General features: G+C 38.2%; 22 protein-coding genes. 16 read left to right on the top strand and 6 right to left on the bottom strand.

Features of this window, described 5'->3' with window-relative positions; genetic code table 11:
* Nucleotides 1-163: 163 nt before the first annotated feature.
* On the top strand, nucleotides 164-2035 hold the full coding sequence (gene mnmG / locus RWZ05_RS04620) for a tRNA uridine-5-carboxymethylaminomethyl(34) synthesis enzyme MnmG (protein ID WP_314642585.1): 1872 nt from the start codon (nucleotides 164-166) through the stop codon (nucleotides 2033-2035).
* Between the two features lie 929 nt (nucleotides 2036-2964).
* Nucleotides 2965-3717, top strand: a complete 753-nt coding sequence (gene rsmG / locus RWZ05_RS04615; protein WP_314642582.1) for a 16S rRNA (guanine(527)-N(7))-methyltransferase RsmG — start codon at nucleotides 2965-2967, stop codon at nucleotides 3715-3717.
* A gap of 141 nt (nucleotides 3718-3858) precedes the next feature.
* Here rsmG and RWZ05_RS04610 read toward each other — a convergent pair whose 3' ends face one another.
* The 3 genes from RWZ05_RS04610 to RWZ05_RS04600 form a co-directional block, all read right to left on the bottom strand.
* Entirely contained in the window at nucleotides 3859-4716 is an 858-nt protein-coding gene (locus tag RWZ05_RS04610; protein WP_314642662.1) for a methylenetetrahydrofolate reductase, read from the bottom strand.
* A 140-nt stretch (nucleotides 4717-4856) separates the two neighbouring features.
* Nucleotides 4857-7292 carry a homocysteine S-methyltransferase family protein gene (locus RWZ05_RS04605; protein WP_314642580.1) on the bottom strand — a complete coding sequence of 812 codons (2436 nt, stop codon included), beginning with the start codon at nucleotides 7290-7292 and terminating at the stop codon, nucleotides 4857-4859.
* Nucleotides 7293-7341: 49 nt separating this feature from the next.
* The gene (locus tag RWZ05_RS04600) at nucleotides 7342-8109 is read right to left on the bottom strand and encodes a methionine synthase (protein ID WP_314642578.1); all 768 of its coding nucleotides are present in this window, start codon (nucleotides 8107-8109) and stop codon (nucleotides 7342-7344) included.
* A gap of 1258 nt (nucleotides 8110-9367) precedes the next feature.
* Here RWZ05_RS04600 and RWZ05_RS04595 point away from each other — a divergent pair.
* The 10 genes from RWZ05_RS04595 (at nucleotide 9368) to RWZ05_RS04550 (ending at nucleotide 18027) form a co-directional block, all read left to right on the top strand.
* A complete protein-coding gene (locus RWZ05_RS04595) occupies nucleotides 9368-10135 on the top strand; it encodes an AAA family ATPase (protein ID WP_314642574.1) in 768 nt (255 codons plus the stop codon).
* 87 nt (nucleotides 10136-10222) lie between these two features.
* A complete protein-coding gene (locus tag RWZ05_RS04590) occupies nucleotides 10223-11152 on the top strand; it encodes a ParB/RepB/Spo0J family partition protein (protein ID WP_314642573.1) in 930 nt (309 codons plus the stop codon).
* A gap of 281 nt (nucleotides 11153-11433) precedes the next feature.
* The gene (gene hydF / locus RWZ05_RS04585) at nucleotides 11434-12795 is read left to right on the top strand and encodes a [FeFe] hydrogenase H-cluster maturation GTPase HydF (protein WP_314642571.1); all 1362 of its coding nucleotides are present in this window, start codon (nucleotides 11434-11436) and stop codon (nucleotides 12793-12795) included.
* Between the two features lie 89 nt (nucleotides 12796-12884).
* Nucleotides 12885-13406, top strand: a complete 522-nt coding sequence (locus tag RWZ05_RS04580; RefSeq protein ID WP_314642569.1) for a DUF4446 family protein — start codon at nucleotides 12885-12887, stop codon at nucleotides 13404-13406.
* A gap of 9 nt (nucleotides 13407-13415) precedes the next feature.
* Nucleotides 13416-14372 (top strand): peptidoglycan DD-metalloendopeptidase family protein, encoded by a 957-nt coding sequence (locus tag RWZ05_RS04575; RefSeq protein WP_314642660.1) that lies wholly within the window; start codon nucleotides 13416-13418, stop codon nucleotides 14370-14372.
* Nucleotides 14373-14548: 176 nt separating this feature from the next.
* The gene (locus RWZ05_RS04570) at nucleotides 14549-15127 is read left to right on the top strand and encodes a cob(I)yrinic acid a,c-diamide adenosyltransferase (RefSeq protein WP_314642567.1); all 579 of its coding nucleotides are present in this window, start codon (nucleotides 14549-14551) and stop codon (nucleotides 15125-15127) included.
* 29 nt (nucleotides 15128-15156) lie between these two features.
* Nucleotides 15157-16296 carry a hypothetical protein gene (locus RWZ05_RS04565; protein ID WP_314642659.1) on the top strand — a complete coding sequence of 380 codons (1140 nt, stop codon included), beginning with the start codon at nucleotides 15157-15159 and terminating at the stop codon, nucleotides 16294-16296.
* Nucleotides 16297-16405: 109 nt separating this feature from the next.
* A complete protein-coding gene (locus RWZ05_RS04560) occupies nucleotides 16406-16783 on the top strand; it encodes a spore germination protein GerW family protein (protein ID WP_314642565.1) in 378 nt (125 codons plus the stop codon).
* A 258-nt stretch (nucleotides 16784-17041) separates the two neighbouring features.
* The gene (locus RWZ05_RS04555; protein ID WP_314642563.1) at nucleotides 17042-17500 is read left to right on the top strand and encodes an OmpH family outer membrane protein; all 459 of its coding nucleotides are present in this window, start codon (nucleotides 17042-17044) and stop codon (nucleotides 17498-17500) included.
* A gap of 260 nt (nucleotides 17501-17760) precedes the next feature.
* A complete protein-coding gene (locus RWZ05_RS04550; RefSeq protein ID WP_314642560.1) occupies nucleotides 17761-18027 on the top strand; it encodes a nitroreductase family protein in 267 nt (88 codons plus the stop codon).
* A gap of 92 nt (nucleotides 18028-18119) precedes the next feature.
* Here the strand turns inward: RWZ05_RS04550 and RWZ05_RS04545 are convergent, their stop codons facing one another.
* The 3 genes from RWZ05_RS04545 to RWZ05_RS04535 form a co-directional block, all read right to left on the bottom strand.
* A complete protein-coding gene (locus RWZ05_RS04545; RefSeq protein ID WP_004694414.1) occupies nucleotides 18120-18407 on the bottom strand; it encodes a cupin domain-containing protein in 288 nt (95 codons plus the stop codon).
* 263 nt (nucleotides 18408-18670) lie between these two features.
* Nucleotides 18671-19336 carry a hypothetical protein gene (locus RWZ05_RS04540; RefSeq protein WP_314642558.1) on the bottom strand — a complete coding sequence of 222 codons (666 nt, stop codon included), beginning with the start codon at nucleotides 19334-19336 and terminating at the stop codon, nucleotides 18671-18673.
* Nucleotide 19337: 1 nt separating this feature from the next.
* A complete protein-coding gene (locus RWZ05_RS04535; protein ID WP_314642556.1) occupies nucleotides 19338-20294 on the bottom strand; it encodes a DUF1858 domain-containing protein in 957 nt (318 codons plus the stop codon).
* A 541-nt stretch (nucleotides 20295-20835) separates the two neighbouring features.
* Here RWZ05_RS04535 and RWZ05_RS04530 point away from each other — a divergent pair.
* The 4 genes from RWZ05_RS04530 to RWZ05_RS04515 all read left to right on the top strand — a co-directional run bounded on the left by RWZ05_RS04530 (nucleotide 20836) and on the right by RWZ05_RS04515 (nucleotide 25003).
* Nucleotides 20836-21699 carry a HigA family addiction module antitoxin gene (locus RWZ05_RS04530; RefSeq protein WP_314642553.1) on the top strand — a complete coding sequence of 288 codons (864 nt, stop codon included), beginning with the start codon at nucleotides 20836-20838 and terminating at the stop codon, nucleotides 21697-21699.
* A gap of 231 nt (nucleotides 21700-21930) precedes the next feature.
* Nucleotides 21931-23091, top strand: coding sequence for a DNA/RNA nuclease SfsA (gene sfsA / locus RWZ05_RS04525; RefSeq protein ID WP_314642550.1), 1161 nt, complete (start codon nucleotides 21931-21933; stop codon nucleotides 23089-23091).
* Nucleotides 23092-23416: 325 nt separating this feature from the next.
* A complete protein-coding gene (locus tag RWZ05_RS04520) occupies nucleotides 23417-23539 on the top strand; it encodes a hypothetical protein (protein ID WP_314642548.1) in 123 nt (40 codons plus the stop codon).
* Between the two features lie 261 nt (nucleotides 23540-23800).
* Nucleotides 23801-25003: an ATP-binding protein gene (locus RWZ05_RS04515; protein WP_314642545.1), complete on the top strand. Its 1203-nt coding sequence runs from the start codon at nucleotides 23801-23803 to the stop codon at nucleotides 25001-25003.
* Nucleotides 25004-25089 lie beyond the last annotated feature (86 nt).

Genomic DNA, 25089 nt, shown 5'->3' with positions numbered 1-25089 from the left:
TTTTCCGAAGAAAAATGCCCAGCGAGCGACCTGGACTCAGAGATAGTCACGCATCGCTTTGGTCGGAGCGTGCAATTTTCCGAAGGAAAATGCTTAGCGAGCGACCTGGACTCTGGAACTAATAAGTATTAATTAAAATTTATATAGATAGTAAGGAACATATATGTACACAGTAGATAATTATGATGTCATCGTCATCGGTGGTGGTCATGCTGGTTGTGAGGCGGCCCTCGCTGCTGCCCGCATGGGTCATCGCACGTTGATGGCGACTATCAGTTTAGATAATATTGCGCTTATGCCATGTAATCCTGCCGTTGGCGGTCCTGGTAAAAGCCATCTTGTTTATGAGCTTGATGCCTTAGGCGGTCAAATGGGTATTAACGCAGATGCTACGGCTATTCAAATGCGCATGCTCAACATGGGTAAAGGCCCTGCAGTGCATTCTTTGCGCTGCCAATCGGATAAAATTAAATACCAACATTTGATGAAACAAACCATTGAAAATACAGAGAACCTCAACGTTAAGCAAATCATGGTTACTGAGCTCAAGGTTGAGGACGGCAAAGTAACGGGTATCGTTACAGAGCTTGGTGAATTCTATGGTGCTAAGGCTGTTATTCTTTGTACAGGCACCTATTTGAAAGGTAAAATCCTCATCGGCGATATCGATTACGTAGGCGGTCCAAATGGGCAACGTGTAGCAGAACATTTCTCTCAATCCTTGCTAGATAATGGCATTGAGTTGATGCGCTTTAAGACTGGTACGCCAGCTCGTGTAGATAAACGGACGCTTAACCTTGAAAATATGGAGGTTCAAGAAGGCGATACACATCATCATTCCTTCTCCTTCATGGATGAATGGATTAATCGTAATGAAGACGTATGTTGGTTGACCTATACTAATAAAGAAACGCACGAAATTATTACGAGCAATATTCACCGCGCCCCTATGTACAGCGGTAAAATCGAAGGTGTAGGCCCTCGTTATTGCCCTTCCATCGAAGATAAGGTGGTGCGTTTTGCCGACAAAGAACGTCATCAATTATTCGTGGAACCAGAAGGTACTGGCACAAATGAAATGTACGTACAAGGCATGAGTACGTCCCTTCCTATGGATGTACAATATGCGTTCTTACGTACCATTCCTGGTCTTGAAAATGTAGAAATCATGCGCCCTGCATATGCTATTGAATATGATTGCTTGAACCCAACGCAATTGACGCCAGCGCTTCAAGTGAAACATATTGAAGGCCTTTACTCTGCTGGTCAAGCGAATGGTACATCTGGTTATGAAGAAGCGGCGGCTCAAGGCTTAATGGCTGGTATTAACGCAGCTTTGTGGCTTGAAGGCAAAGAACCTTTCATCCTTGCTCGTTCCGAAGCGTACATCGGTGTTCTCATCGATGATCTCGTAACAAAAGGTACAAACGAACCGTACCGTATGATGACAAGCCGCAGCGAATACCGTCTATTGCTTCGTCAAGACAATGCAGATATGCGCCTTACTGAAAAAGGCCGTGAAATTGGTCTTGTAAAAGATGATCGTTGGGCTAAATTTACAGCTAAGAAAGCTAATATCGAAGAAGCAATGGATATGTTGCGAAATACGCCTGTTAATCCATCTAAGGAAACTCAAGCCTTGCTTGAAAGTTTAGGTACAGCACCTATTAGAACAGGTATTCACGCCTACGATTTAGTAAAACGTAACGAACTTTCCTATGCTATCGTAGCTGATGCATTTGGTTTGAAACGCTATACACCTGACGTTGAAGAAGCTGTTGATATCTCTATTACGTACGAAGGTTATATCAAAAAGCAAATGGACCAAGTCGATAAGGTTCGCAAGCTAGAAGAAAAAATTCTTCCAAAAGAATGGGATTATACGCAAATTAAGGGGATTTCTCTTGAAGCTCAACAAAAGCTCAATAAAATACGCCCTCACTCCATCGGCCAAGCAAGCCGTATCTCTGGCGTATCCCCTGCGGACGTATCTGTTTTGTTGATTCAACTAGAACAATACAATCGAAGTAAATAAAATACGTGATTGCATATAAAAAGCTAGCTAATCTTATGATTAACTAGCTTTTTCTGTTATAAGGCTTCCCGTTCTTGCTGTTCATCGATTTCGCGACCTTGGCTCATATAGTCTGGAGTAAATAAGGATAAACCCATTTTAAATAATAGCCACATAAATTTTTGATTCATGGGTACCACCTCCCTATTAATGGTAGTGTATCTATAAATAAGTTTATTAGCAAGTAGCAAGTTTTATTTTATATAGTAATAAAGAGCTATATAAGTAAAGATTTGTATATTTATATGAATATTTATAAAACCCTTATTATTCTATCTATAAAATATGTACACTAGAGAAGTACATCAAGTGTACATTCAGAATAGACAAAATAATCTAAAAGTGAAGAAAAGCTCATAGTGATAAATTAGAAATAAACTATGAAATTGGTTTCTGAAAAGATGAATGATGAAATTGAAATAGGATAAGAATCTGAAAACTCGATAAAAAATTGAAAATAAAGGTTAAAAAGATGGACCGATTTCTCAATTAATTGTTTTAAATGATAATGTAGGAGTCACATCTCTATTTTTACCCTTTATCTCTATCTCTACCCTTTTTATTTTGCGTGGGTCATATATTTTGATTTGTAAATGAGAATACATTGAGAATGTGCTATAATATAAAGAAATAATACTTAAATATTTCGCTTATATGGTCATTTTATTAGTTTTTGTATATAAACTTATATAAAATTGATCAAATAAGCCGTAGAGCTTAAATTTTTGAGTTTTATAGCATTTTAAATTAGAAATTCTATTTTACTATCTCATATATTGTTAATTACGTAGATTTGTTTATATGATGATCTATATGACATGAGTTTTATTGAGTCGATGTGGATAGCTTTTACATTTATATAAACATCGCATAATTTATTAGGAGTACTTATGAAAGAAAAATACGATGTACCTGTTGCACCGGAGTCTGAATTTGTTTCATACATGATGGAGCAAATGACCCAATTTGGTCTGCCCTGTAAGGAAGAACAAGCAAAAGACTTTTATGTGTATTACGCGCGCATGATTGAAACAAATAAATACCTCAATCTTACGGGCATCACAGATATGAAAGAGGTCGTAGTTAAGCATATGATCGACTCCCTCTCCTGCTATGACTCTAATATCATTAAATCCGGCATGTCTATCATCGATGTTGGTACTGGCGCTGGCTTCCCTGGTATTCCGTTGGCTATTTATGATTGTAGCCTTAAGGTTACGCTGTTTGATTCTTTGAAAAAACGTCTTACCTTCCTTGAGTCCGTTATGGATGAGCTAAAATTGACGAATTGTACGACTTTACATGGCCGTGCAGAGGATCTTAGTCATCAAGATTACCGTGAAAGCTTCGATATTGCTACGAGTCGTGCAGTAGCACGTTTACCTATTCTTTTGGAATGGACAGTACCTTATGTTAAAGAAGGTGGTTACGTAATTGCTTTAAAAGGCGCTATCTACGAAGAAGAAGTAGGAGAATCCAACAAAGCCCTTAGTACACTTAAAGCTAAGATTGAAGAGGTACGAACCGTTACACTGCCAACCTTAGATGATAAACGAGCAATTTTGTACATCAAGAAAACAGGTAAAACACCGAAACAATATCCACGTAAACCAAAAGAAATTAAAGACAAACCGCTGGTGTAATTTCTAATAGTTAATATATTTGATTGTAAGCACTAATATAGTTGCTTATAAGTACTGGTAAAAAAATACTGCTCTATATAAACAACAAGAGGATGCAAATCTGTGATTTGCATCCTCTTTCTTTTATAATTTCACAATGACTTATACATGGTCAATGATATGTAATGTTGTATCGATATCGTTTAAAGGCATAATGTGTACGCCTGCAGCGATTTTTTTGATTTGTTCTAATGTTTCGATAGCGATTTCTGTACCCGCTTCTTTACCGCCTTTTTCTACGCGGTCTAGGATCTCTTGAGTAAGGTTAATTCCAGGCACTTTTTCGTGTAGGTATGTAGCCATTTTGAAGCTTTTAAGTGGAATCAAGCCAAGCATAATAGGCACATCAAATTCGGACATTTTATCAATGTAGCGTTTTGCTTGTTCTAAATCGTAAATTGGTTGTGTTTGTACAAAGTGCGCACCGTTTTTAATTTTAGCAGCCAATTTTTGACGCTCAATTTCCAAGTCTGGAGCACCAGGATTGCCAGTAGCACCGATGTAGAAGTTTGTAGGTTCGTCTAAATCATTACCTGCCAAGTCTTTGCCAGCATTTAATGTTTTAGCGATGTTAAGTAAGCCCATACAGTCTACTTCGAATACAGATTGTGCAAATGGATGATCCCCATTATCTGGTTTATCCCCAGTGAGGGTTAAAATATTGTTCACGCCCAACGCCGCAGCGCCAAGTAATTCGGATTGCAAGCCGATGATATTACGGTCGCGGCAAGTAAGGTGGAAAATAGTTTCAATGCCTTCATTATGTTGCAATAAATAGGACAAGGAAATTGGGCTCATCCGCATCTTAGACATAGGACTGTCGGCGATATTAATAGCATCAACCTTCCCTTTCAAACGCGCCGCTTGTTCAAATACTTTTTGAGCTGAACTACTCTTTGGTGGGTCTAATTCAACAGTGATGGTGAACTTCCCTTGTTGATGTTTCTCTCTTAATGTCATCATGTACCTCTTATCTATTCTTATAGTGAAAGCTTAATTCCTTATATTTATTACATGATTTGAAATGTCTATAACGCTCATTTAAGAACGTTTATTTAAGATGGGCTTTCACTATATTTATGAGTAATGAAAGTAAAAAATTATTTCTCTAATGTTTCGAAGTAATCATTAGCGTGGTTAACGGCTGCGATACCGTCCTTAGCGTAGATATCTGCGCCTGCTTGGTCTGCGTAGTCTTGAGATACTACGGCGCCACCTACCATGACCTTAGTATTAAGGCCTGCGGCACGGATTGCAGCGATTGTGTTGTCGATTTGAGGCATTGTAGTAGTCATCAAGGAACAGATACCAACGAGAGCCGCTTTGTTGTCTTTAATTGCTTGAACGATGACTTCTGGATCAACGTCTTTACCAAGGTCGACAATTTTATAACCATTGTTTTCAAGCAAGGCTGCTACGATATTTTTACCTAAATCATGGATGTCGCCTTTAACGGTAGCTACAACGACTGTACCTTTATCTAAACTTTCACTGGCAGGAATAATTTCTTTAATGGTGTTGAAAGCAGCCTGCATTGTTTCAGCAGCGAGCATTACTTGTGGCAAGAATAATTTACCAGAACCGAACTTGTCCCCTACTACGTTCATCGCTTCAGATAAGCCTTTTTTCGTAAGATCCAATGGATCAATGCCATCGGCTAACGCTTTTTTAACTAAATCGATGATAGCTTCTTTTTCGCCTTGTTCTACGCAAGCGCGGATGTTTGCTAATGGATCATTGCTGTCGAAGGATTTCTTTTCAGGACCTTTTGGAGCAGCGTTGCCAGGAGCACTTGTTTCGTCCTCGTAGCCGTATTCTTTAATGAATTCCGCAGAACCTGGGTCCCAGCCTAATAATGTAGTACTAGATACGAATGCTTTTTTAGCTGGATAGTTTAATGGGTTCATAATCGGTGTTGTTAAACCACAAGCTAGAGCCATTGTTAAAAATTGGCCATTCAAGTATGGGCGTTGTGGCATACCGAAGGAAATGTTGGACAAGCCCATTACTGTTGGGAAGCCAAATTTCTCTTTGTATAATTGTAATGTACGCAATGTTTGACGAGCACTATCTTCACCGCTGGCAAGTGTTAATACCAATGGATCGAGTAATAAATCATGTGGTTGTAGGCCGTAGCCATAAGCACGATTTACGATGCTTTCAGCTAACGCAACGCGGTCCTCTGCTTTTTCAGGCAAGTCACCACTGCAGATTGGCAAACAAAGCAAGGCTGCACCATAACGTTTAGCCAAAGGCATAACGTGAGTGATGGACTCCTCCTCCCCATTTACGGAGTTGATGAGCGCACGGCCTGGGTAGTTTTTAAGAGCTACTTCCATAGCTGCTGGATCCAATGTATCGATGGACAATGGAGTTTCAACGAGCATGGATAATTCAAAGATAGCACGTTCCATCAATGGTGTTTGGTCCATGCCAGCTACACCCATGTTTACGTCTAGGATGTCTGCACCTGCTTCTACTTGGTCTAAAGCGTCGCGTTTTACACGAATGAAAGAGCCGTCCCGTAATTCTTGTGCCAGAACTTTACGACCTGTTGGGTTAATACGTTCACCAATGATAAGCGGTTTTGTATTGTGACCTAACTCTATCAATTTAGTACGACTCGTAATGATTGTTTTAGGTTCGATATGAGCACGTTCTTTAGGTGTATGTGCTTTCACAGCTTCGGAAATAGACTGGATATGTGCTGGTGTCGTACCGCAGCAGCCGCCTACATAGCTTGCACCTGCATCTACGATTGGAAGCATTAATGGCCCCATTTCTTCTGCAGTAAGCGGGAATACAGTTTGTTTGTTAATTAATTGAGGCATACCTGCATTTGGTTGGCAGCTAATTGGCAAATTAGTGACGCTAGCAATCTCCTCGATAAGTGGTGTAATCTGTTCAGGTCCAAGAGAACAGTTAATACCGATAATATCAGCACCCATAGCCTCTACAATAGTTGTTGCTACTGCAGGTGGTGTACCTGTAATGGTACGTCCGTCTTCACTGAAAGAAAATTGACAGATGATTTGTACATCTTCTTTAGTCTTCCCGGCTGCTTCACGAGCATCAAGAGATGCCAATAATGCGGCACGCATTTCTTGTACGTCGATAATAGTTTCAATGATAATGAAATCTACGCCGCCTTCAATCAATGCATCTGCTTGTTCACGATATGTGTCATAAATAGAGTCAAAGCTCATATTACCTAATGGTTGTAAGAAACGACCTGTAGGCCCCATAGAACCAGCTACACGAGCAGCTGGCTTTAACTCTGCAATAGCCTCTTTTGCAACTTTTACAGCTGCAATATTAATCTCTCTTACTCGATCTTGTAAGTCGTAATCTTCTAACTTAAGACCACAAGCACCAAATGTATTTGTAGTGATAACATCACTGCCATGTTGTAAGTATTGAGCGTGAATATTCTTTACTACTTCTGGTTTTTCTATGTTAAATAATTCTGGACAATAGCCCTCTTCCAAGCCTGCAGCTTGAAGCATTGTGCCCATAGCACCGTCAAATATATACATAAATATCTTCCTTTATCATCCTAAATTTTGAAATGTTTCACGTGAAACATTATTCTGTTGGTTGCCCTTTCATAGCGATACCAGAGGCTTCAGCTGTCGTTTTACTACAGCCCTCTTCTCCTTCATTATTAGTGGTTACAGATGCCTTTTCTGGTAATTTACGAGATGCACAATCCTTTTGGGAACAAGATGTGCAACCACGTTTTGTATTGATATCTTGATCAGCGGGCATTAAACCAATAATAGCTGTTACAGACTTACGTGGGAATAATAAATAATTTTCTGTAACTTGTAAGCCTATCATCTCTGTTTTGATGATTTTAGCTAATTGTGACTGAATTTCTAGTGGCCAGTTGCCGTAACCAGGGCTAAATCGCCATGTTGGTTTATAACCTTGTTTTTTAGCAATAGTATTAATAACTTCATTCACTTGATCCGCTACCTGCTCTACTGCTGTTGTAGCCGCTGCATCAAGCAATAAACCTACAGTGTAATTACCTTGTTTAAAAAGCTGTTCACTGCGAATTTCTACATCTTCACCTACTGTTACGCCTAATACATAGACCTTTGTAGATTTTTCTAAGTGTTTTTCGATGATAGAACCTTCAATTTTAAGCGGTGGATTGCTCAAAATTGTTTTAGTTTCTGCATCATAATCGTATTCTTGGTATACACCTTTAGGTGTAGCTAATAACTGGATTTCCTTACATGCTTCGTCAACATAATTTTGTGGGAAATCCTCAGCGTGACGAAGTCCTGCGTATCGTTTTACTTCTGCTTTATCGATGGCAGGAAGCATTCCGTTATAAATAGGCATGGAAACGCCTCCTCTTCAAAATAAAAAGCTCTGCGTACCCGTAGAGCGTGTGTGCTTGCTATTATTTATATATTTAGATCACGTAATATAATCAATTTAACTATATTAAAGATTATCAATCTAATTACTATCTAATTAATAGTATATAGATATGATAAAAGCCTGTCAAAGCATATGGGGCCTGTATTCTCATATAATTTAGTACTATATAGATATAGCTTAAAGCTATATCTATATGTGGTTTTGTAACAAAAGTTATTGGCTTACTTACACTATTACTTACACTAGATATAGTAATAGATATATTTAATACACATAAGATTTTAAAACTATTACCAGTTTTACTATAAATATAATTAGGGGTGTAATATCTTTATTTTTATTAGTTATCATAGTTGAAATATCTCTAATTTAATTAGTTATTATAGATTCAAATCCTCTATCTTAATTGGTTGTTATAACTACATCCCTATTTTATTAGTTATTATAGTTTTAAGAACACTACTTTAATTAGGTAGTATAGTTGTCACATCTCTATTTGATCTTAATAAACTAAAAGCGTATAAATGTTTCACGTGAAACATTTATACGTATTCTTTGCTTAATATGTTTTGTGACCTTATGCAAAAATTATTTCAGACATAATATATTATGAGTTAATAATGTGATTTAAGTGTCAATAAAAAAATTAGGTAATTTTTATCGCTGTGTATACATTTATATTAAAACCATATTTTTTAACCTAATATTTTTTTGTGATTATTATTCTTAAATTTTTGGTGCTATTGTTCTTTTGCTTTTACTGTTAATTTTATTCTTGCTGTTACTTTTTATCTACTTTTATTTTTCCTATTATTCTTACTATTATATTTTTAGATTTCTATTGCTATTATTGCTTCTGTTCTTATTTCTTTTGTAATAAAATGTTTCACGTGAAACATTTTTAGTAAAATAATATTTTGATTTTATTAATAGCAAAATGATTGTTTCACGTGAAACAATTGTGATTGCAGATTAAAAATAGATTATAAAGTTATATTTTCATGTATAAACCAACTGATTCAAATGAAAAGTAATATTTATAATACGGTTACATATATAAACTACCTGGTTTTGATTGGAGATTAACTTTTATAATACAACTACATATATAAATAGATGAAATTTATAAGAATTTGATTTGTAATTACCATAATTACAGTTGTTTTGTGTTATAATGAAAAAGAACTATTTTGAACGAATATGCGAGGTGAATTACGTGGGCAAAGTTATAGCTATTACTAATCAAAAAGGCGGTGTTGGTAAGACTACAACATCAGTAAATTTGAGTGCTTGTTTAGCTGATGCAGGCAAGAAAGTATTACTTGTTGATTTGGATCCGCAAGGTAATGCAAGCTCTGGTTTAGGCATTGAAAAAGATGATTTAGAACTCTGTGTACACGATGTTCTAATTGATGGTGAGCCTATTGCTGATATTGTTCAGCCTACAATGCTTAAAAAGCTATTTGTGGCGCCTGCAACAATTCAATTAGCTGGTGCAGAAGTAGAATTAGTTTCTGTTGTTTCACGTGAAACAATGTTAAAAAAAGCATTGGCACCAGTGCGTGATGAATATGATTTTATTATCATCGATTGTCCACCATCTCTTGGTTTACTAACATTAAATGCTTTCACAGCGGCAGATAGCGTATTGATTCCGATTCAAAGTGAATTCTACGCATTAGAAGGGGTAAGTCAATTAGTTAAAACTGTAACTATCGTACAACAAACCTCTAATAAAGACCTTGAAATTGAAGGTATATTGTTGACTATGTTTGATGGTCGTACAAATTTATCTATTCAAGTAGCTGATGAAGTTAAAAAGTTCTTTGGCAGTAAAGTTTATAAAACAATTATTCCTCGTAATGTACGACTTAGCGAGGCACCAAGTTATGGGGAACCGATTATCGTATATGATCCAAAATCTAAAGGTGCAGATGTATATGCAAAATTAGCTAAAGAGGTTATTAAAGCATCTAAATCCTAATACATGTTATATGTAAGGTGTCTTAATAAATGCTGTATATAACGTGTTTTAATACATGCTGTATGTAAGGTGAGAGAGGTTAGTTATATGCCTAGAGAAGTTAAAAGTAAAAAAAGCAAAGCGTCCGGATTGGGTAAGGGCCTTGGTAATTTGATGAAAGTTGACTCTGTAGAGTCTGTATTGCCTGAAAAGGAAATACATGAGTTGCCAATTTCTGAATTAGTTCCGAATGCAGATCAACCTCGTAAAAGTTTTGATGAAGATAGTTTAGCTACATTAGCTGAATCTATTAAAAATCTTGGTATTTTCCAACCAATCGTAGTACGTAAACAAAAGAATAAATACCAAATCGTAGCTGGTGAACGTCGTTACCGCGCTGCTATTATTGCTGGCTTAGAAACGGTTCCAGTTATTGTAAAGAAATATAATACAGAAGAGATGACTGAGGTGGCCCTCGTTGAAAATTTACAACGTGAAGGATTAGATCCAATTGAAGAGGCTTTGGCTTACCAAGGTTTAATGGATACGTATAAACAAACGCAAGAGATGATTTCTGCTCGTCTTGGTCGCAGTCGTTCATACATTGCCAATATGGTTCGTCTTTTAAAACTGTGTGACGCTGTACAAAAAGACCTTATTGAAGGGGATTTAACAGTAGGTCAAGCTCGTCCATTGTTGGCACTTCGTAGTGCGGCACAACAAATAGAAGCAGCTGAACGCATTAAAGAGGGCGAATTAAGTGCTCGTCAAGCAGAGGCTTTAGTGAAGTCTATGCAAAATAAAACGCCTAAGGCAAAGGCTACTAAACCGCAAAGTACTGCAGAAGTACGTGCCTTGATGGACCGTTTAAAATTAAGCTTAGGATCTCCTGTAAATATCAAGTTCCGTGCTGGCAAAAAGGTACAAGGCAAGATTGAAATTGCATTCTCCTCTGAAGCAGAGTTAGAAAGACTCATTGCTTATATGGATAGCCAAGACCAAACTGGCGACGGGGAAGCAATGGAGTTCCGCGTATAACCGCATAATATAATACATACTAAAATTAGCATTAGCCTATGTGAAATTAGTAATGACAAGTTGATAATATTTCTGTATAATGTAAATACAATTTACAATCCACGGTGAAAGCGTAGTCTACGGGCTGCGCTTTTACTGTATTTAAGGGTTTAGTAACAGAAAATAATTTTAGTAAAGCAAAGTGGTTTTAGTAAAGAAACGTAATTTTAGTAAAATAAAGTTGCTTTAGTAAAACTAGAAGGTTTTCGTACGATATATACGTTAAGTTACAAGGATAGACTATGGAACAAACACCTAAAGCAAACCGCGTTCATATAGGCTTTTTTGGCCGTTGTAACGCTGGTAAGTCTACATTGATTAATATGTTAACTGATCAGCCTGTGTCTTTAGTATCTGATGTGGCAGGTACGACGACAGATCCTGTGAGCAAGTCTATGGAAATCTTGCCCCTAGGTCCTGTAGTGATTACTGATACAGCAGGTATTGATGATACAACTGAACTGGGTGCATTGCGCATGGAAAAGACAGAAGAGGTTGTTAAAAAAATTAACCTTGCCGTCTATGTGCTTCGCACCGATGAAGAACCAACCTCTGATGATATGCATTGGTTAGGGCTTTTAAAACAAAATAATGTGCCTATCGCGTTATTTGTAAATGAAATTAATAGCCATATATCTGATAAGACTGTAGCTAATCTTAAAAAGAATAGTAGCAACCAAACAGATGAAGACAGTAATATACAAATAAATGAGAATGTTGATACACAAATAAATGAGAATGCTGATATACAAATAGGTGAGGGCGCATTAATAGATAACTATTTGGTAAATCATAAGGTATTAGGTGATCTTGCTACCGTAATTGGTTCAGCTGATTTTACATCTAATGTGAAAAGGCTAGAATTACTAGATTTACTGGGCGGTTTAACACCTCTTGATGTAGAAGGGGAGCAATCACTTTTACAAGGCCTGGTAGAAGAGGGGGATGCCATCATTCTTGTGTGTCCTATTGATAGTGCAGCGCCAAAGGGACGCCTTATTTTGCCACAAGTACAAACGATTCGTGAAATCTTAGATTACAAAGGCTTAGCCTTGGTATGCCAAACAGAAGAGTTACCTGCTATGATTCATTCTCTTAAGAAACCGCCTAAAATGGTTATTTGTGACTCTCAAGCCTTTGATCGTGTCGATGAATTGACACCGCATACAATTCCGTTAACGTCTTTTTCTATTCTAATGGCTCGCTTTAAAGGAAAATTACAGGACTTAGTAGCTGGTGTTAATGCCATTAAGAATTTGAAACCAGGCTCTAAGGTTCTTATTAGCGAAGGTTGTACACATCGCCGTCAATGTGACGATATTGGGACTGTAAAAATTCCGAATCTTCTTAAAAAGCAAGGTCATACAGATTTACAGCTAGAATTCACTAGTGGGGGAGCCTTCCCTAAAGACGTATCACAATATGATTTAATCATACACTGTGGCGCTTGTATGCTCACACGCCGGGAAGTACTGCGACGCATCGAATGCGCCGTTGTACAAGGTACGCCTATCGTAAATTACGGTGTACTCATAGCAGCTCTACATGGTATACTAGAACGGGCAATAAGCCCATTTGTTGATGAATTAAAAGATAATTATTAAATTAAATTGTATACAGTCATTTAACTTTCACAATTATAATGGTATAATTAAGTGTTGGAGTTTTGATGATTGTATAGGAAGGGATATACATGTTCGAATCGATTCAACCGTGGATTGGCATGGCAACTATCGTTCTTGTTATCGCTGTGTTGGTGTATTGTGTCATCTTACACATTCGCCTAGGCAGCTTGAAAAAGAAATACGATTTCTTTATGCAAGGGGACAATGGAGCGAGCCTTGAGCGTAAATTATCTGTAGAGGTTAGTGAAATTCGCGATGCTGCGAAGGGCCTTGAGTCTTTGTTAACCGAGCAAGCGGCTATCCGCAATACGCAGAATAATACGATACAAAAAATTGGCTTTATTAAATATAATGCCTTTGAAAATATCGGTAATGATCTGTCCTTTGCGCTTACTTTGCTTGATGGCAATAATAACGGCATCTGTATCTCCAGTATTTACGGTCGTAGCGAATCCCGTATTTTTAGTAAACCAATTGTGAAAGGTAAAAGTCTTGTTAGTCTTTCACAAGAAGAATTAGAAAGTTTGAACGAAGCGTTGGGCGAACGTACCAATGAGGAAGCATTGACGAGCGCCATCGTTTCAAAATAAGGAAGGGTTATATTGAATTTACCGGCATTCATTTCAAATAAAGTTGAAAGAAATGGTGACAACTGCATATTGACGTTAACCACTAAGCAGGCGAAGATAGCAGCTATTGTAGGCTCTATCCTAATCATCGCGGCAGTGGTTCTGGGCATTTGGGGCATCGTGCGCCAAGCAGAGGTGGTGCAATTACGTCAGCAAACGCAATTGCAATCGGAACAACTGAAATTATTACAACAAAAAACAGAGGTTCTAGATAAGAAAATCCAAAACTTAAATCAAATTAGCGAAGAAAATAAGCAAATGCTAAAAGGCGCTGAATCTGGCACACCGTCTCAAGGTGGCGGGGATGGTAGCGACCCAAAGCAGCAAGCCGCTGATGAAGGCGAAGTAAAGACGTTAACAGCGGCACAATTATCAGCTCGCTTGTCTAAAATGGACAAGGAAGCGCAAAAACTGCTCGTTAGCTTCTATACGATGCGCAACATCCTTCGCGATGGTGGTGCACAAGACTTGATGGCATTGCAATCTATCAACTTCTCCGCTGGTTCTGGTGGTGCTGTGAACAGTACCACACCAAGCATCTGGCCGAGCAAGGGCGTTATTACATCTCCATTTGGTAGTCGCGTAGACCCTGTGACAGGTGCTATTGGTGCGTTCCATGAAGGTATCGACATCGCGGATGACTATGGTTCACAAATCGTGGCGACCGCGGCTGGTGTAGTTACGTTCGCTGGTTATACTGACGGTGGTTATGGTAACCTCGTTGAAATCGACCACGGCAATGGCTTCGTAACTCGTTATGGCCATAATAGTGCTGTACTAGTAACAGTAGGGATGAGCGTAAAACAAGGCCAAACCATAGCCTTGATGGGTAGTACTGGTAAAAGTACAGGTGCTCACGTTCACTACGAGGTACGTTTAAATGGTGCCCCTGTAGACCCTATGATCTTCTTGCCAATTAGCAATTAGACATAGATAAACTCGATAAAAGTCATAGAAAAACTCAATAAAAGATATACAAAAACTTAATTAAAGTCATACAAAAAGAACTTGTTATGCGTGCCAATGCACTAATAGCAAGTTCTTTTTCTTTCTTTTTGTATATATATATTGTAAAATAAAAGTATATGAACGGAGGTATATCTATGAAGGCCTATGTACAAGTTTATACCGGCGAAGGCAAGGGCAAAACGACCGCCGCTATCGGTCTTGCCATCCGTGCCATCGGCGCTGGCAAGAAAGTCCTCTTTTTGCAATTTATGAAATCTAAAGTATATAGTGAACATACTATTTTACCTACCTTAACTAATTTAACGTTAGAAACTGTGGGCAAGCCATTCTTTATCATCAAAGAAGGGATGAAGAGCAAAGACGAACTCGCTAAATGGGGCGATGAAGTAGTTGTCTTTGAATCTGGCAATCCGCCTAAGGATTATGTAGCACTCATTGAAAAAGGCTACGAACGTGCTCTAGCTGCTATCAGTAGTGGTGATTACGATCTCGTCGTTCTTGATGAGTACAATATGGCACTCTTCTTTGAACTCATTTCTTGGGATAAAACAAAGGCATTGCTCGATGCTCGTCATCCAGAAACGGAGCTCGTGTTTACGGGCCGTGGGGCTCCTCAAGAATTGATTGATGAGGCAGACCTTGTAACGGAAATGAAAGAAGTTAAACATTACTACCTTCAAGGCGTAATGGCTCGAAAAGGTATTGAAAACTAATCATAGGAACACCTAAGGAGGTGATGTGGTTGAGTACAGTGGCTACTGTGGCCCTCGTTATTGTGGCCATCATTGCAGCACTCATCTTGATTATCCTACTGACACCAATCACATATAGCATCGAAGTTGACGGCCGCACCCCTTATCGTGGTGAGGTGCGCGTTAAATGGCTATGGCGTGTATTTTCACTTCATTTAGCATACTTACAGGACAAACCATTTTTTAAGGAATTATACGTTTTGGGCACGCTCAAGATAGGTCCTGTGAAAGACTATGAAGCATGGCTTGAAAATCGCGTTGACGAAGAATACCAAAAGGTAATAGACGACGATGGCGACATGTCGCAAGCGGAGGCTTTTGCTAAAGCTATGCAAGGGGGCGGACAAGGTCCTTCTGCAAGCTCAAATGGCACTGGCTTTGAAGATTTGAAGAGCTCTCAAGGTTCTCATAGAACCTTTGGTGACGATGAGTCACCAGGGGCGGGTAGCTCACAAAATCCAAATGAACGCGTTGAACGTCCTGAACCAGGTCCTAAAGATATGGATGCACAGGCTCGTGCTGAACGATATGACTCCATTCAGCAAGATCCAACGGCTCATATCCAAGACGATGACGAAGTGGTAAGTCGCGTTACTTTCAACAGCGACGGTTCCATTAAGGAAAAGGTATTTACGAAGGTGAATGATATCAAAATGACGGTGAAAAAACGTTTTGAAAAGTCAGATCCAAACGATCCGGTAGCATCATTCAAGTCTGAAATTCCTACATTCTGGTTCATGAAACATGTACGAAATACAGAATTGTGGCGTCAGCTATTCCTTGTGTCAAAACGATGTTATAACCACTCTAAACCACGTGATGTAGCTATAGAAGGTCGATTTGGTATCGGTGACCCCTATCGTATGGGGATTATCGCATCTATTCTGTACAGTATTTGGCCTGAACAAGCAGAGAATATTGAACTAGATTATGTGAACTGGGCCGGCGAAGGCAGCGGTCACATCAAAGGTCGCATGATTCTCGCTGTATTGGCATGGCATGGTACTAGATTCTTGGTATCTAAACCAATGCGTTCCCTATTGGGTGAAAGCGCTCGTGTCTTCTGGATTAAACGGAAAGAAGCAAAACAGTTAGAAAAGCTGAAAGCCGAACAAGGTCAAACAGCGTAAGGATATATTAAGTCAAACTAAGTAAATGAGCTGTCATCGGTTATTATAACGATACGTACAATCGTACGAACACAGCTATGATACTTTCACAAAAAGCGGAGGTACTGTGATGGAAAACAGTAATGTAAAAGAGAATTTGGAAGTCCTATTCGAGAAATTCAGAAATATGATCAAAGTGGAAACCGTAGTAGGCGAAGCTGTGCAAATCGGCGATACTACGCTCGTTCCATTCGTTGACGTAACATTTGGTTTCGGTACTGGTACAAACCACAACGCTGCGAACAAAAGCCATGAATGTGGCGGCGGTGGCGGCGGTGCCAAAATGGAACCAAGCGCTATCCTCGTTATCAAAGGGGAGCGCATCGAGTTGTTCAATATTAAAGGTAACCCTTACAGCAGTAGCTTCGAGCGTCTCATCGGTTTGGTGCCTGACCTTGTGTCCAAATTAAAATCCGATAAATACATCTATATTAATGATGAACAATAATTCGTTACCGAATTATAAATAATTGGTGAAAGCCTCAATACCCACATGTGTGTTCTGAATATGTCCGTCATGACTGCCCTAAGGGCTTCAGAGCATACCTGTGGGTATTGTTTTAATTTCTATAGACGTTCATAAGCATTTCATAGGGCTTTATTATGCTATGTAACAGAGTCTTGTGAAAATTAGCGAGATTTGTTATAGTAAAAATAGTACACTATTGGATTGTATAGTGACACTTTTAATCGAGGAGGATTTCAGATGAAATTATCTAAAAAATTAACTACCCTAGCTATCGTTGCTGCTATGTCTGCTACTGCTGCAGTAGCAAGTGCTGCTAACATTGGCTTAGTAAATATGAGCCAAGTAGTAAATAGCTACCCTGGCTACGGTGCATTAGATATGAAAATGCAACAAGTAGACGCTCAATATCGTCCACAAATTGAGAAAAAAGTACAAGAAATTGAAAAAATTCAAGATCAAACTCAAGCAGAAGCTGAATTCAACAAAACTGTAGCTCCATTGCTTCAAAAAGAAAATGAAGAAATCAACAAAATCGCTCAACCTATGATGCAAGCAATTCACAACACTATTGAAGCAATCCGCGTTGAAAAACAAATGGACGTAGTATTGGATGATCCATACACAATCCGTGCAGCTGATGCTAACAGCAAAATCGAAAACATTACTAACGAAGTAATTAGCCGTCTTAAAAAATAATACGATTAGAAATGACCCCTTATCTGATCTCAGATAAGGGGTTTTTAAATTAAAGGTCTTTTATATTTAAAGGACTTTTATATTAAGATAGAGAAATATAGTAACAGAAGTAGTCTGTATAGAAATCCTTTCAGAAGATTTTAATGAAGTTGTTCAAGTGGTAAAAGGAGAGCTATAATAGGAAATTCATATATTATAAGTATTATATAGGTGTTTTCTTTAAAATAGATTAGCTTATTTCAACTAAGGAGTGAGTTCTAATGAAAGATTTTAAAGCATTAGCCACAGAGCGGTATTCAGTTCGTAAATTTGATACGAAACCTGTTGAGCAAGAGAAGTTAGATATCTTGTTAGAGGTAGCGAGATTAGCACCTACGGCTCATAATTATCAGCCGCAACGATTACTTGTGCTGAATACGACAGATAGTCTTAATAAACTAAAAGACTGCACTAATGGACACTTCAATGCACCAGGCCATACAAAACGCTTTGATGTAGAGGAATTTACAATATATAACTCCTTTTAATCTATAATCTCTACACCGCATAATTGTTATACAATACTATATACAAAAAGGACAGTTCCGAATGAACTGTCCTTTAGTGCTTTATATGTTGTTTATTCAGGTTTGTGAATAAGGTTTACTACGAATTCGCTGTCTTCAACGAGTGTTGCTTGGATGTAGTTGTCGCCGTTGAATTCTAATACTTGGCCTGGTACAAGTACGTGTTCTTCAGTTTCGTTAAGGAACACTTGTACTTTACCCTTTACTACTGTAAAAATAACATTTGCTTCTGGGTGGTTATGTTTTTCCACCTTTTCACCGGCTTTGCCGCCTTTTTTTACGATTACATAGTTAGGACCTTGGAATAATAAACCTAATTCTTGATTAACTGTGCCTGCCATAATAGACCTCCTAATTCTAGCTTTTTATGTTCTGAAAGCTGACGCTATCACTTAATTAAATTAACTTGTGTAATTACCTTATGCTTATATTATAAATGATATTACTTATCAATGCTGTGCCTATAGCTACAGTTTTAAAGAAATATATATTAAATATAGATTTAAAACGGGCAAAAAAACGAACGTAAAATTTTACGTTCGCTTTTTTGCTCGTTTCGTTCGTTTATAGTTCTTAAACAAACGAACGGTTATGTATTTATTACTTATTTTTTCTTGATTGTATACAAACGTGTGCCGTTTTCTTCAGTCGTTACAAGTTCAAAGGCTGGATCAATAGCTTTCACAAAAGCCTCAAACCATGTTTGGTAAGCTACCGCCATGAATTTAGGGTCAACGCCCGCTGTACGCCAGTAGCCTGCTTGTAATCTGTGGTCACCAACCCATGTGAACTCATCTGGGCTTTCAGAAACCACTTGGTCACCGCCATCGCAAGGCATGCCATTTACGTAGAAGTTTTGCAATGCATTGTAAATCGCTGGAGCAGTGTGTTCTTCAAGGTTATCTTGAGCCACAACGCCACATGCTTGGCCTTGTACAGCGAATGCATCAAGAATAGCTGTTACTACGTGTACTGCTTCGTCGCCAGAGTTAGTGTCGAGCATGTCTTTGATGAAAGCTGCTTCGCGAACGGAAGCGATGTTAATTTGATTAGCTAACCAGCCATGGATATTGCCGTGGTCGATGATGTTTTCTAGTGGAATGCTTGGATTGATTGGTTCGCCGTATGTATCTACGGAGATAGAGTGTAACTCTTCTGCTAAATCATCAACAACTTTAGTTGTTTTCTCTAAAATCAAGTTTTCGCGCTCAACGAGCAATTGGATTTTACGATATAACCAGTAATGGATGTGACCTAAGAATGCGGACATATTAAGCTCCTTTTCGTGCGGTTTCTAATTTTTGAACTAAATCGTATACATTAACACCGTGAATTTCTGCAGCTTGCCATAATGGCTCAGCTGTAGAAGATGGGCAACCAAGACAACCCATACCGATGCTTTGCAACACAGGCACCACATTTGGATATGTATCTACGATATCGCGAATGATTGTGTCTGGTGTAATAGGGGCACCTGCTTCGAGGCGTGGTGCTTCTGGTTCAGGGTCGTTGCCATGACCAGGTAAGAATACAGCTGGTTCATCGGATTTGCTTTCAGCTGGAGCACCTTCAAGGTCGCCCAATACAGCTGCTTTGAAAGCCTCTAAACCAATGCGGTCAATGAATTCGCCCATGCGTTCGATTTGAGCATTTTCTTTATAGTATGCAATGATACGATCTACCAATGCAAGAGCTTCTTTTTCAGTTGTTACCTCTGCGATGAGGTCGCCGATGCGAGGGTGTGCACCGCCGCTACCGCCAGCGTATACGTTCCAGCCCTCTACAGTACCGATAATACCAACATCTTTCATGCGGCTTTCAGTACAAGAGTTAAGACAACCGGACACGCCGATTTTCATTTTGCTTGGCATTTCTTGAGACAAATATTTGCGCTCGATTTGCATGCCAAGATGTACGCTATCTTGTTTAGCACGTTTACAGAATGTAGTACCTGGGCAGATTTTTACGCTGCGCACGCGGTTGGACACAGTGTACGCTGGTTCCATGCCGAGCATTTCCCAAGCTTTATCTACGTCTTCTGCTTTCAAATTCGTAATCATAATGCGTTGGCTGCCAGTCAATTTAAGAACGGCGCCGAATTCATTGGCTACGTCAATATATTTTTGTAATTGTTCTGGTTGAATGAAACCTGCAGGAATGCGAGGTGTAATTGCATAACGGCGTTGGCCGTTTTTAATGCGTTGTAAATTTGCTGCAATTTGTGCCATGTTAAATCCTTTCTCGAGCCCTCTCTGCGGAGAATAGTGGCTAAAACTACTTAGTTAATCTATATAATTCTTTGTATATAATTTATACACGCCGTTGGGTTTTGTGAAAGCGTCGCACGTATACGAACAGCGTGATGAGATCAACTAGGCGATGCCTCATCAAAACCCGGCGTAACGATCAGTACGGGTATTAAATACTGACCTGATGTTCCTAGTATAAACTATTTTAACACGTAATAATGTAACCTAAGCTACAAAATTGAAAGTTTTTAATATTAATTATTAATAGTATATATGATTTATGATACTAGATATTATAAAGTAATTTACCTAATTGGTAAATTATATATTTACATTTATGTTTGAGGGAGTATAATAGAATTAACCTGCTAGGTAAATTATTATAAATGGCCATTTATATTGTACCAACCATTCACTATGATTTGAGAGAGTCGGTGACATATTGGATATACGATAATACTGTAGATATTGTGGAAATCCAAGAAATTGTTGATTATCACTGATTAGGAGTGTAAGTAGTATGAAAATTTATAGAAGTAAAACCTTTACAGCAGTTCCACCAGGGATGACTATCAAAGAAGTACTAGAAGATCATCATATGACTCAAAAAGAATTAGCTGCACGTTTAGGGTTAAGTGAAAAACATATTAGTAAATTAATTAATGGGGAAGTGCCACTGACACAAGATGTGGCAATACGCTTAGAACGTGTTTTAGATATTGAGGCTAGTTTTTGGAATGGTCTAGAGGCTGCATATAGAGAAGCTATTTTAAAAGTAGAGTACGAGAACTCCATTGATGAAGAAATTAATTTTGCTAAGCCATTTGGTTATGCCAAACTTGCTCGGTTAGGCATCGTGCCAGAAACAAAAAAGGCAGCTGAGCAGGTTAATAATCTACAAAAGTTTTTTGAGGTAGCTTCTTTAAAACATGTTGCTGATGAAATGGTTATGCCCTTAGTATATGAAAATATTAAGGATATGGAGCCTCATAAAAAGAGTGCGATTTATACATTGGTACAAATCACGAAAGGAAGGGCGCGATTTGTAGAGGTCAATCCCTATGATGCAGAGTTACTAGAAAAATTTATACCCAAAATTAAGGATCTTTCTAGTGAACCTTTAATTGGTGTAAAAGAGCCTCTCAAGGACATGTTAGCAGCATGTGGTGTGATTATTGTGTATTTGCCAATTATTGATGACATAACCTCTACATGTATTACCTATTCCAAAGGAAACTCCATTGTTCTTGGTATACCAACGGAAGATTCTGATGATTTTTGGACGTTATTAGGAGAAGCTTTACATAATTTGTTAGAACGAGATTATCCACGTAGTAATCGCAAATACCGTAATAATGACCCTGTAACTGTGGTGAATTATTAATTCATTTTGTAAATAGTTAAGTTGTTATCTCTTAGGTTTTTCTTAGGTATTACTGCTTAGGCTTATTTAGGTGTTACTTCTTAGGCTTTTCTAAGGTCTTTCATCATGCAATTTGTAAGGACTTTAAAACTACAATCTGTAAGGACTTTCAAGTACAATCCGTAAGACTCTCATCCTATAACAAAATAGCGTATAATAGACATATAGAATATTCTTGATGTAGGAGTACCAATGAAAGTCCTTTACGATACAATTTTAAAAGCAACATATACAGGTCGCCCGAATCGTTTTGTGGTGACCTTAGATTTGAATGGTGAAAGTGTGCTCGCCCATTTGCCAAATCCTGGGCGCATGTGGGAGCTCTTGTTTACAGGCGTAACAATGTACATCGTGCCTCACGATAAGCCTGATGCAAAGACGAAATACCGCGTTGTCGGTATCGAGCGCGATGGCGTTGTGATTATGCTCGATACGAACTACAGCAACGATGTAGCGCAACATTTGATTGAAAATAAACTCATCCCTGGCTGGGAGGAGTGGTGCGTTGTGCGTCGGGAGTATACGGTTAAACTACATGGCACATCATCGCGGTTTGACTTGCTTCTTACTAATGATGCAGGCGATGAGTTCTTGTTAGAGGTTAAGTCTTGTACGTTATTCTCTAAGACTGGTGCTATGTTCCCTGATGCTATTACCGAACGAGGGCGCAAACATTTATTACACCTAAAAGAATTGCAAAATGAAGGCTATCACACAGGTGTTTTATTCCTTGTGCAATGGGATAGGGCGCAGTGGTTCTTGCCAGACTACCATACGGATTTAGAATTTGCTAAGACCTTTAAAGAGGTAGCCCCTTCGTTAGACTGGAAAGCCGTTGCTGTGGCTTGGGATGAGACTTTCACCATGCCTACTGTGACACACGAATGTTCCTATCCTAGCGGCATCCTTGACACAGAGGCCCACGATAGTGGCGTGTATGTAATGGTCATGCACCTCGACCATGAGTTAGATCTTGAGGTCGGTTCTAAAGGGATGATGCATTTCAAGGCGGGCTACTATATGTACGTTGGTTCTGCGAAGGCAAATCTGGCGAAACGCATTGAACGTCATAAACGAAAACGAAAGAAAATGCATTGGCATCTAGATTACTTCCGCGGTCACTGTGAAATGATAGCAGGCCTGCTGATTCGAACTAGCCTAGATGATGCGGAATGCGCTCTCGCTGATGCGGTCCGTGGCGTTGCTGAATGGGACGTGCCTAAATTTGGATCCTCTGACTGTGACTGTAACAGCCACCTATTTGGGATGACGGAAAATCCGATACACAATAAAGAATTTATGGATGTAATAGAAGACTTCCGAATGAATAAATTGGATGCGCTAGTTAAGTGATTGTTGTTGGGGCCCCGTCACATAGTGGTTTACTTGTTAAAAAAGTTAGACACTTATTTCTTCGCTCCATAGTGGCCTAAGTCGCTCATTCATAAGTGTCTAACTTTTTTACAACTCTATATGTTGAGCGGTCCCAACAACAAAAGCCCTTTTCCTTTCGCATAGGGCAGGGCCCCTGATTAGGAAAAGGCGGTGAAGTAGAGTCTCAACAATCTGCTGATTTTGCTTATTCTCATGCGTATCTAGTTCATTTGAACCCTTCTTTAGTGGAGCGTGCTAAGCGGTATGGCATGAGGATGGCCACTCATGAGGAGGCTTTAGGTTTATGGCAAAAAATGATTGGAAAGAAACTATGCTAACGGGAATTGGCAGTACTGGTACAGATACTTCTACTGTGGAACGGGATTTTGTAAGTATTTTAAATCATATGATACGTCATTCTATTTGATTTAATTTGTAAGATGATAAAACGACTTTTGGGAATACACTCATAAGGCATAGCATAGTCAAAATAAATAGGGATTATAATCCTAAAACGTGGTATAATTGGAGTAAACAAAGAATATAATCCTAAAATATTGTATAATTAGAGTAGACAAGGATTGTAATCCTTATTTAGATTAAAGATGCATTAAATTAGGATTGCTATCCTAAAATATATTTATGCTTGTACAATAATAGTGAATATTGTTGAGCTAAGGAGGTTATTATGCCTTTGATTCAACGTGAGCAATACTTAGAATTTTTAAGGCGCCATAAAGATCAAGATGTGATTAAAGTCGTTTCTGGTGTGCGTCGGTGCGGTAAATCTACATTATTTGAATTGTTTAAAGAAGAATTATTAGCTAATGGCGTAAAGGCAAATCAAATCATTTCTATTAATTTTGAGGATTTAGAGTATGAGCCTTTACAGGATTATCATGCGCTCCATGAATATATAGTGGAAAGATTGATTCCAGAGACTCCTGTGTATGTATTTTTAGATGAAATACAGCATGTGCCACAATTTGAGAAGGTCGTAGGGAGTTTGTTTATCAAATCCAATGTGGATATTTATATTACAGGCTCAAATGCATATTTTATGTCCTCTGACATTGCTACATTGTTAACTGGTAGATATGTACAAATAGAGATGTTACCTCTTTCTTTCAAAGAATTTCATAGTTCATTTAGTCAGCAAAACTTATCAGATATGGAAATATATAATTTATATATTGAGCATAGTTCGTTTCCAAGACTCGTGCATATTGAGGATGATGAAAGCATAGATGAGTATTTAGAAAGTATTCTAAATACAGTTATTCTGAAAGATATTGTAACGAGATTAAAAATTACAGATGTACCATTATTGTTGGATATTATTAAATATTTATTAGCTAATATAGGTAGTTTGATTAATCCTACAAAAATTGCGAATACTCTTACTAGTTATGGGCGTAAAACGGATAATAAGACAGTTGAGAAATATTTACAAGGTCTCAAGGATGGACTTCTTATTTATGAAGTAGATCGCTTTGATGTAAAGGGTAAAACATTATTACAGAGGAATGCAAAATATTATGTTGTAGATAGTGCATTCCGTAAGTTTTTATTAAGTCGTACAGATTCGGATCGCGGTCATATACTCGAGAATATTGTATATTTGGAATTAGTTAGACGTGGTTATCGTGTTTATGTAGGACATCTACAAAATGGTGAAATAGATTTTGTAGCTAAAAAACCACACCGTTTAGAATATTATCAAGTAAGCTATACCGTTATGACAGATACAACATTACAGCGTGAATTGTCACCGATGGAGCAACTTGATGACAATTATCCTAAATATTTACTTACAATGGATGTATTACATAAAACAGACAACCATAATGGGATAGAGCAAAAGAATGTTTTAGATTGGCTACTGGAGTAGATGAAAGTAGCTTTCACAAAAACACAAAAATGCCTATAAAATTAGCGTTTAGCCCCTAAAAATGCTATAATATTATGATGAATTGT

Origin of the sequence: uncultured Veillonella sp. (genome assembly GCF_963543145.1) — a bacterium.
Taxonomy (GTDB): domain Bacteria; phylum Bacillota; class Negativicutes; order Veillonellales; family Veillonellaceae; genus Veillonella.
The sequence above is the reverse complement of the archived record's forward strand: the minus strand, read 5'-3'. Positions and strand labels throughout refer to the sequence as shown.

Excerpts from the sequence above, each read along its gene's own strand:
- mnmG (WP_314642585.1), top strand. The coding sequence starts at position 164 with ATGTACACAGTAGATAATTATGATGTCATCGTCATCGGTGGTGGTCAT.
- rsmG (WP_314642582.1), top strand. The coding sequence starts at position 2,965 with ATGAAAGAAAAATACGATGTACCTGTTGCACCGGAGTCTGAATTTGTT.
- RWZ05_RS04610 (WP_314642662.1), bottom strand. The coding sequence starts at position 4,716 with ATGACATTAAGAGAGAAACATCAACAAGGGAAGTTCACCATCACTGTT.
- RWZ05_RS04605 (WP_314642580.1), bottom strand. The coding sequence starts at position 7,292 with ATGTATATATTTGACGGTGCTATGGGCACAATGCTTCAAGCTGCAGGC.
- RWZ05_RS04600 (WP_314642578.1), bottom strand. The coding sequence starts at position 8,109 with ATGCCTATTTATAACGGAATGCTTCCTGCCATCGATAAAGCAGAAGTA.
- RWZ05_RS04590 (WP_314642573.1), top strand. The coding sequence starts at position 10,223 with ATGCCTAGAGAAGTTAAAAGTAAAAAAAGCAAAGCGTCCGGATTGGGT.
- hydF (WP_314642571.1), top strand. The coding sequence starts at position 11,434 with ATGGAACAAACACCTAAAGCAAACCGCGTTCATATAGGCTTTTTTGGC.
- RWZ05_RS04580 (WP_314642569.1), top strand. The coding sequence starts at position 12,885 with ATGTTCGAATCGATTCAACCGTGGATTGGCATGGCAACTATCGTTCTT.
- RWZ05_RS04570 (WP_314642567.1), top strand. The coding sequence starts at position 14,549 with ATGAAGGCCTATGTACAAGTTTATACCGGCGAAGGCAAGGGCAAAACG.
- RWZ05_RS04560 (WP_314642565.1), top strand. The coding sequence starts at position 16,406 with ATGGAAAACAGTAATGTAAAAGAGAATTTGGAAGTCCTATTCGAGAAA.
- RWZ05_RS04555 (WP_314642563.1), top strand. The coding sequence starts at position 17,042 with ATGAAATTATCTAAAAAATTAACTACCCTAGCTATCGTTGCTGCTATG.
- RWZ05_RS04550 (WP_314642560.1), top strand. The coding sequence starts at position 17,761 with ATGAAAGATTTTAAAGCATTAGCCACAGAGCGGTATTCAGTTCGTAAA.
- RWZ05_RS04545 (WP_004694414.1), bottom strand. The coding sequence starts at position 18,407 with ATGGCAGGCACAGTTAATCAAGAATTAGGTTTATTATTCCAAGGTCCT.
- RWZ05_RS04540 (WP_314642558.1), bottom strand. The coding sequence starts at position 19,336 with ATGTCCGCATTCTTAGGTCACATCCATTACTGGTTATATCGTAAAATC.
- RWZ05_RS04535 (WP_314642556.1), bottom strand. The coding sequence starts at position 20,294 with ATGGCACAAATTGCAGCAAATTTACAACGCATTAAAAACGGCCAACGC.
- RWZ05_RS04530 (WP_314642553.1), top strand. The coding sequence starts at position 20,836 with ATGAAAATTTATAGAAGTAAAACCTTTACAGCAGTTCCACCAGGGATG.
- sfsA (WP_314642550.1), top strand. The coding sequence starts at position 21,931 with ATGAAAGTCCTTTACGATACAATTTTAAAAGCAACATATACAGGTCGC.
- RWZ05_RS04520 (WP_314642548.1), top strand. The coding sequence starts at position 23,417 with ATGGCAAAAAATGATTGGAAAGAAACTATGCTAACGGGAATTGGCAGT.
- RWZ05_RS04515 (WP_314642545.1), top strand. The coding sequence starts at position 23,801 with ATGCCTTTGATTCAACGTGAGCAATACTTAGAATTTTTAAGGCGCCAT.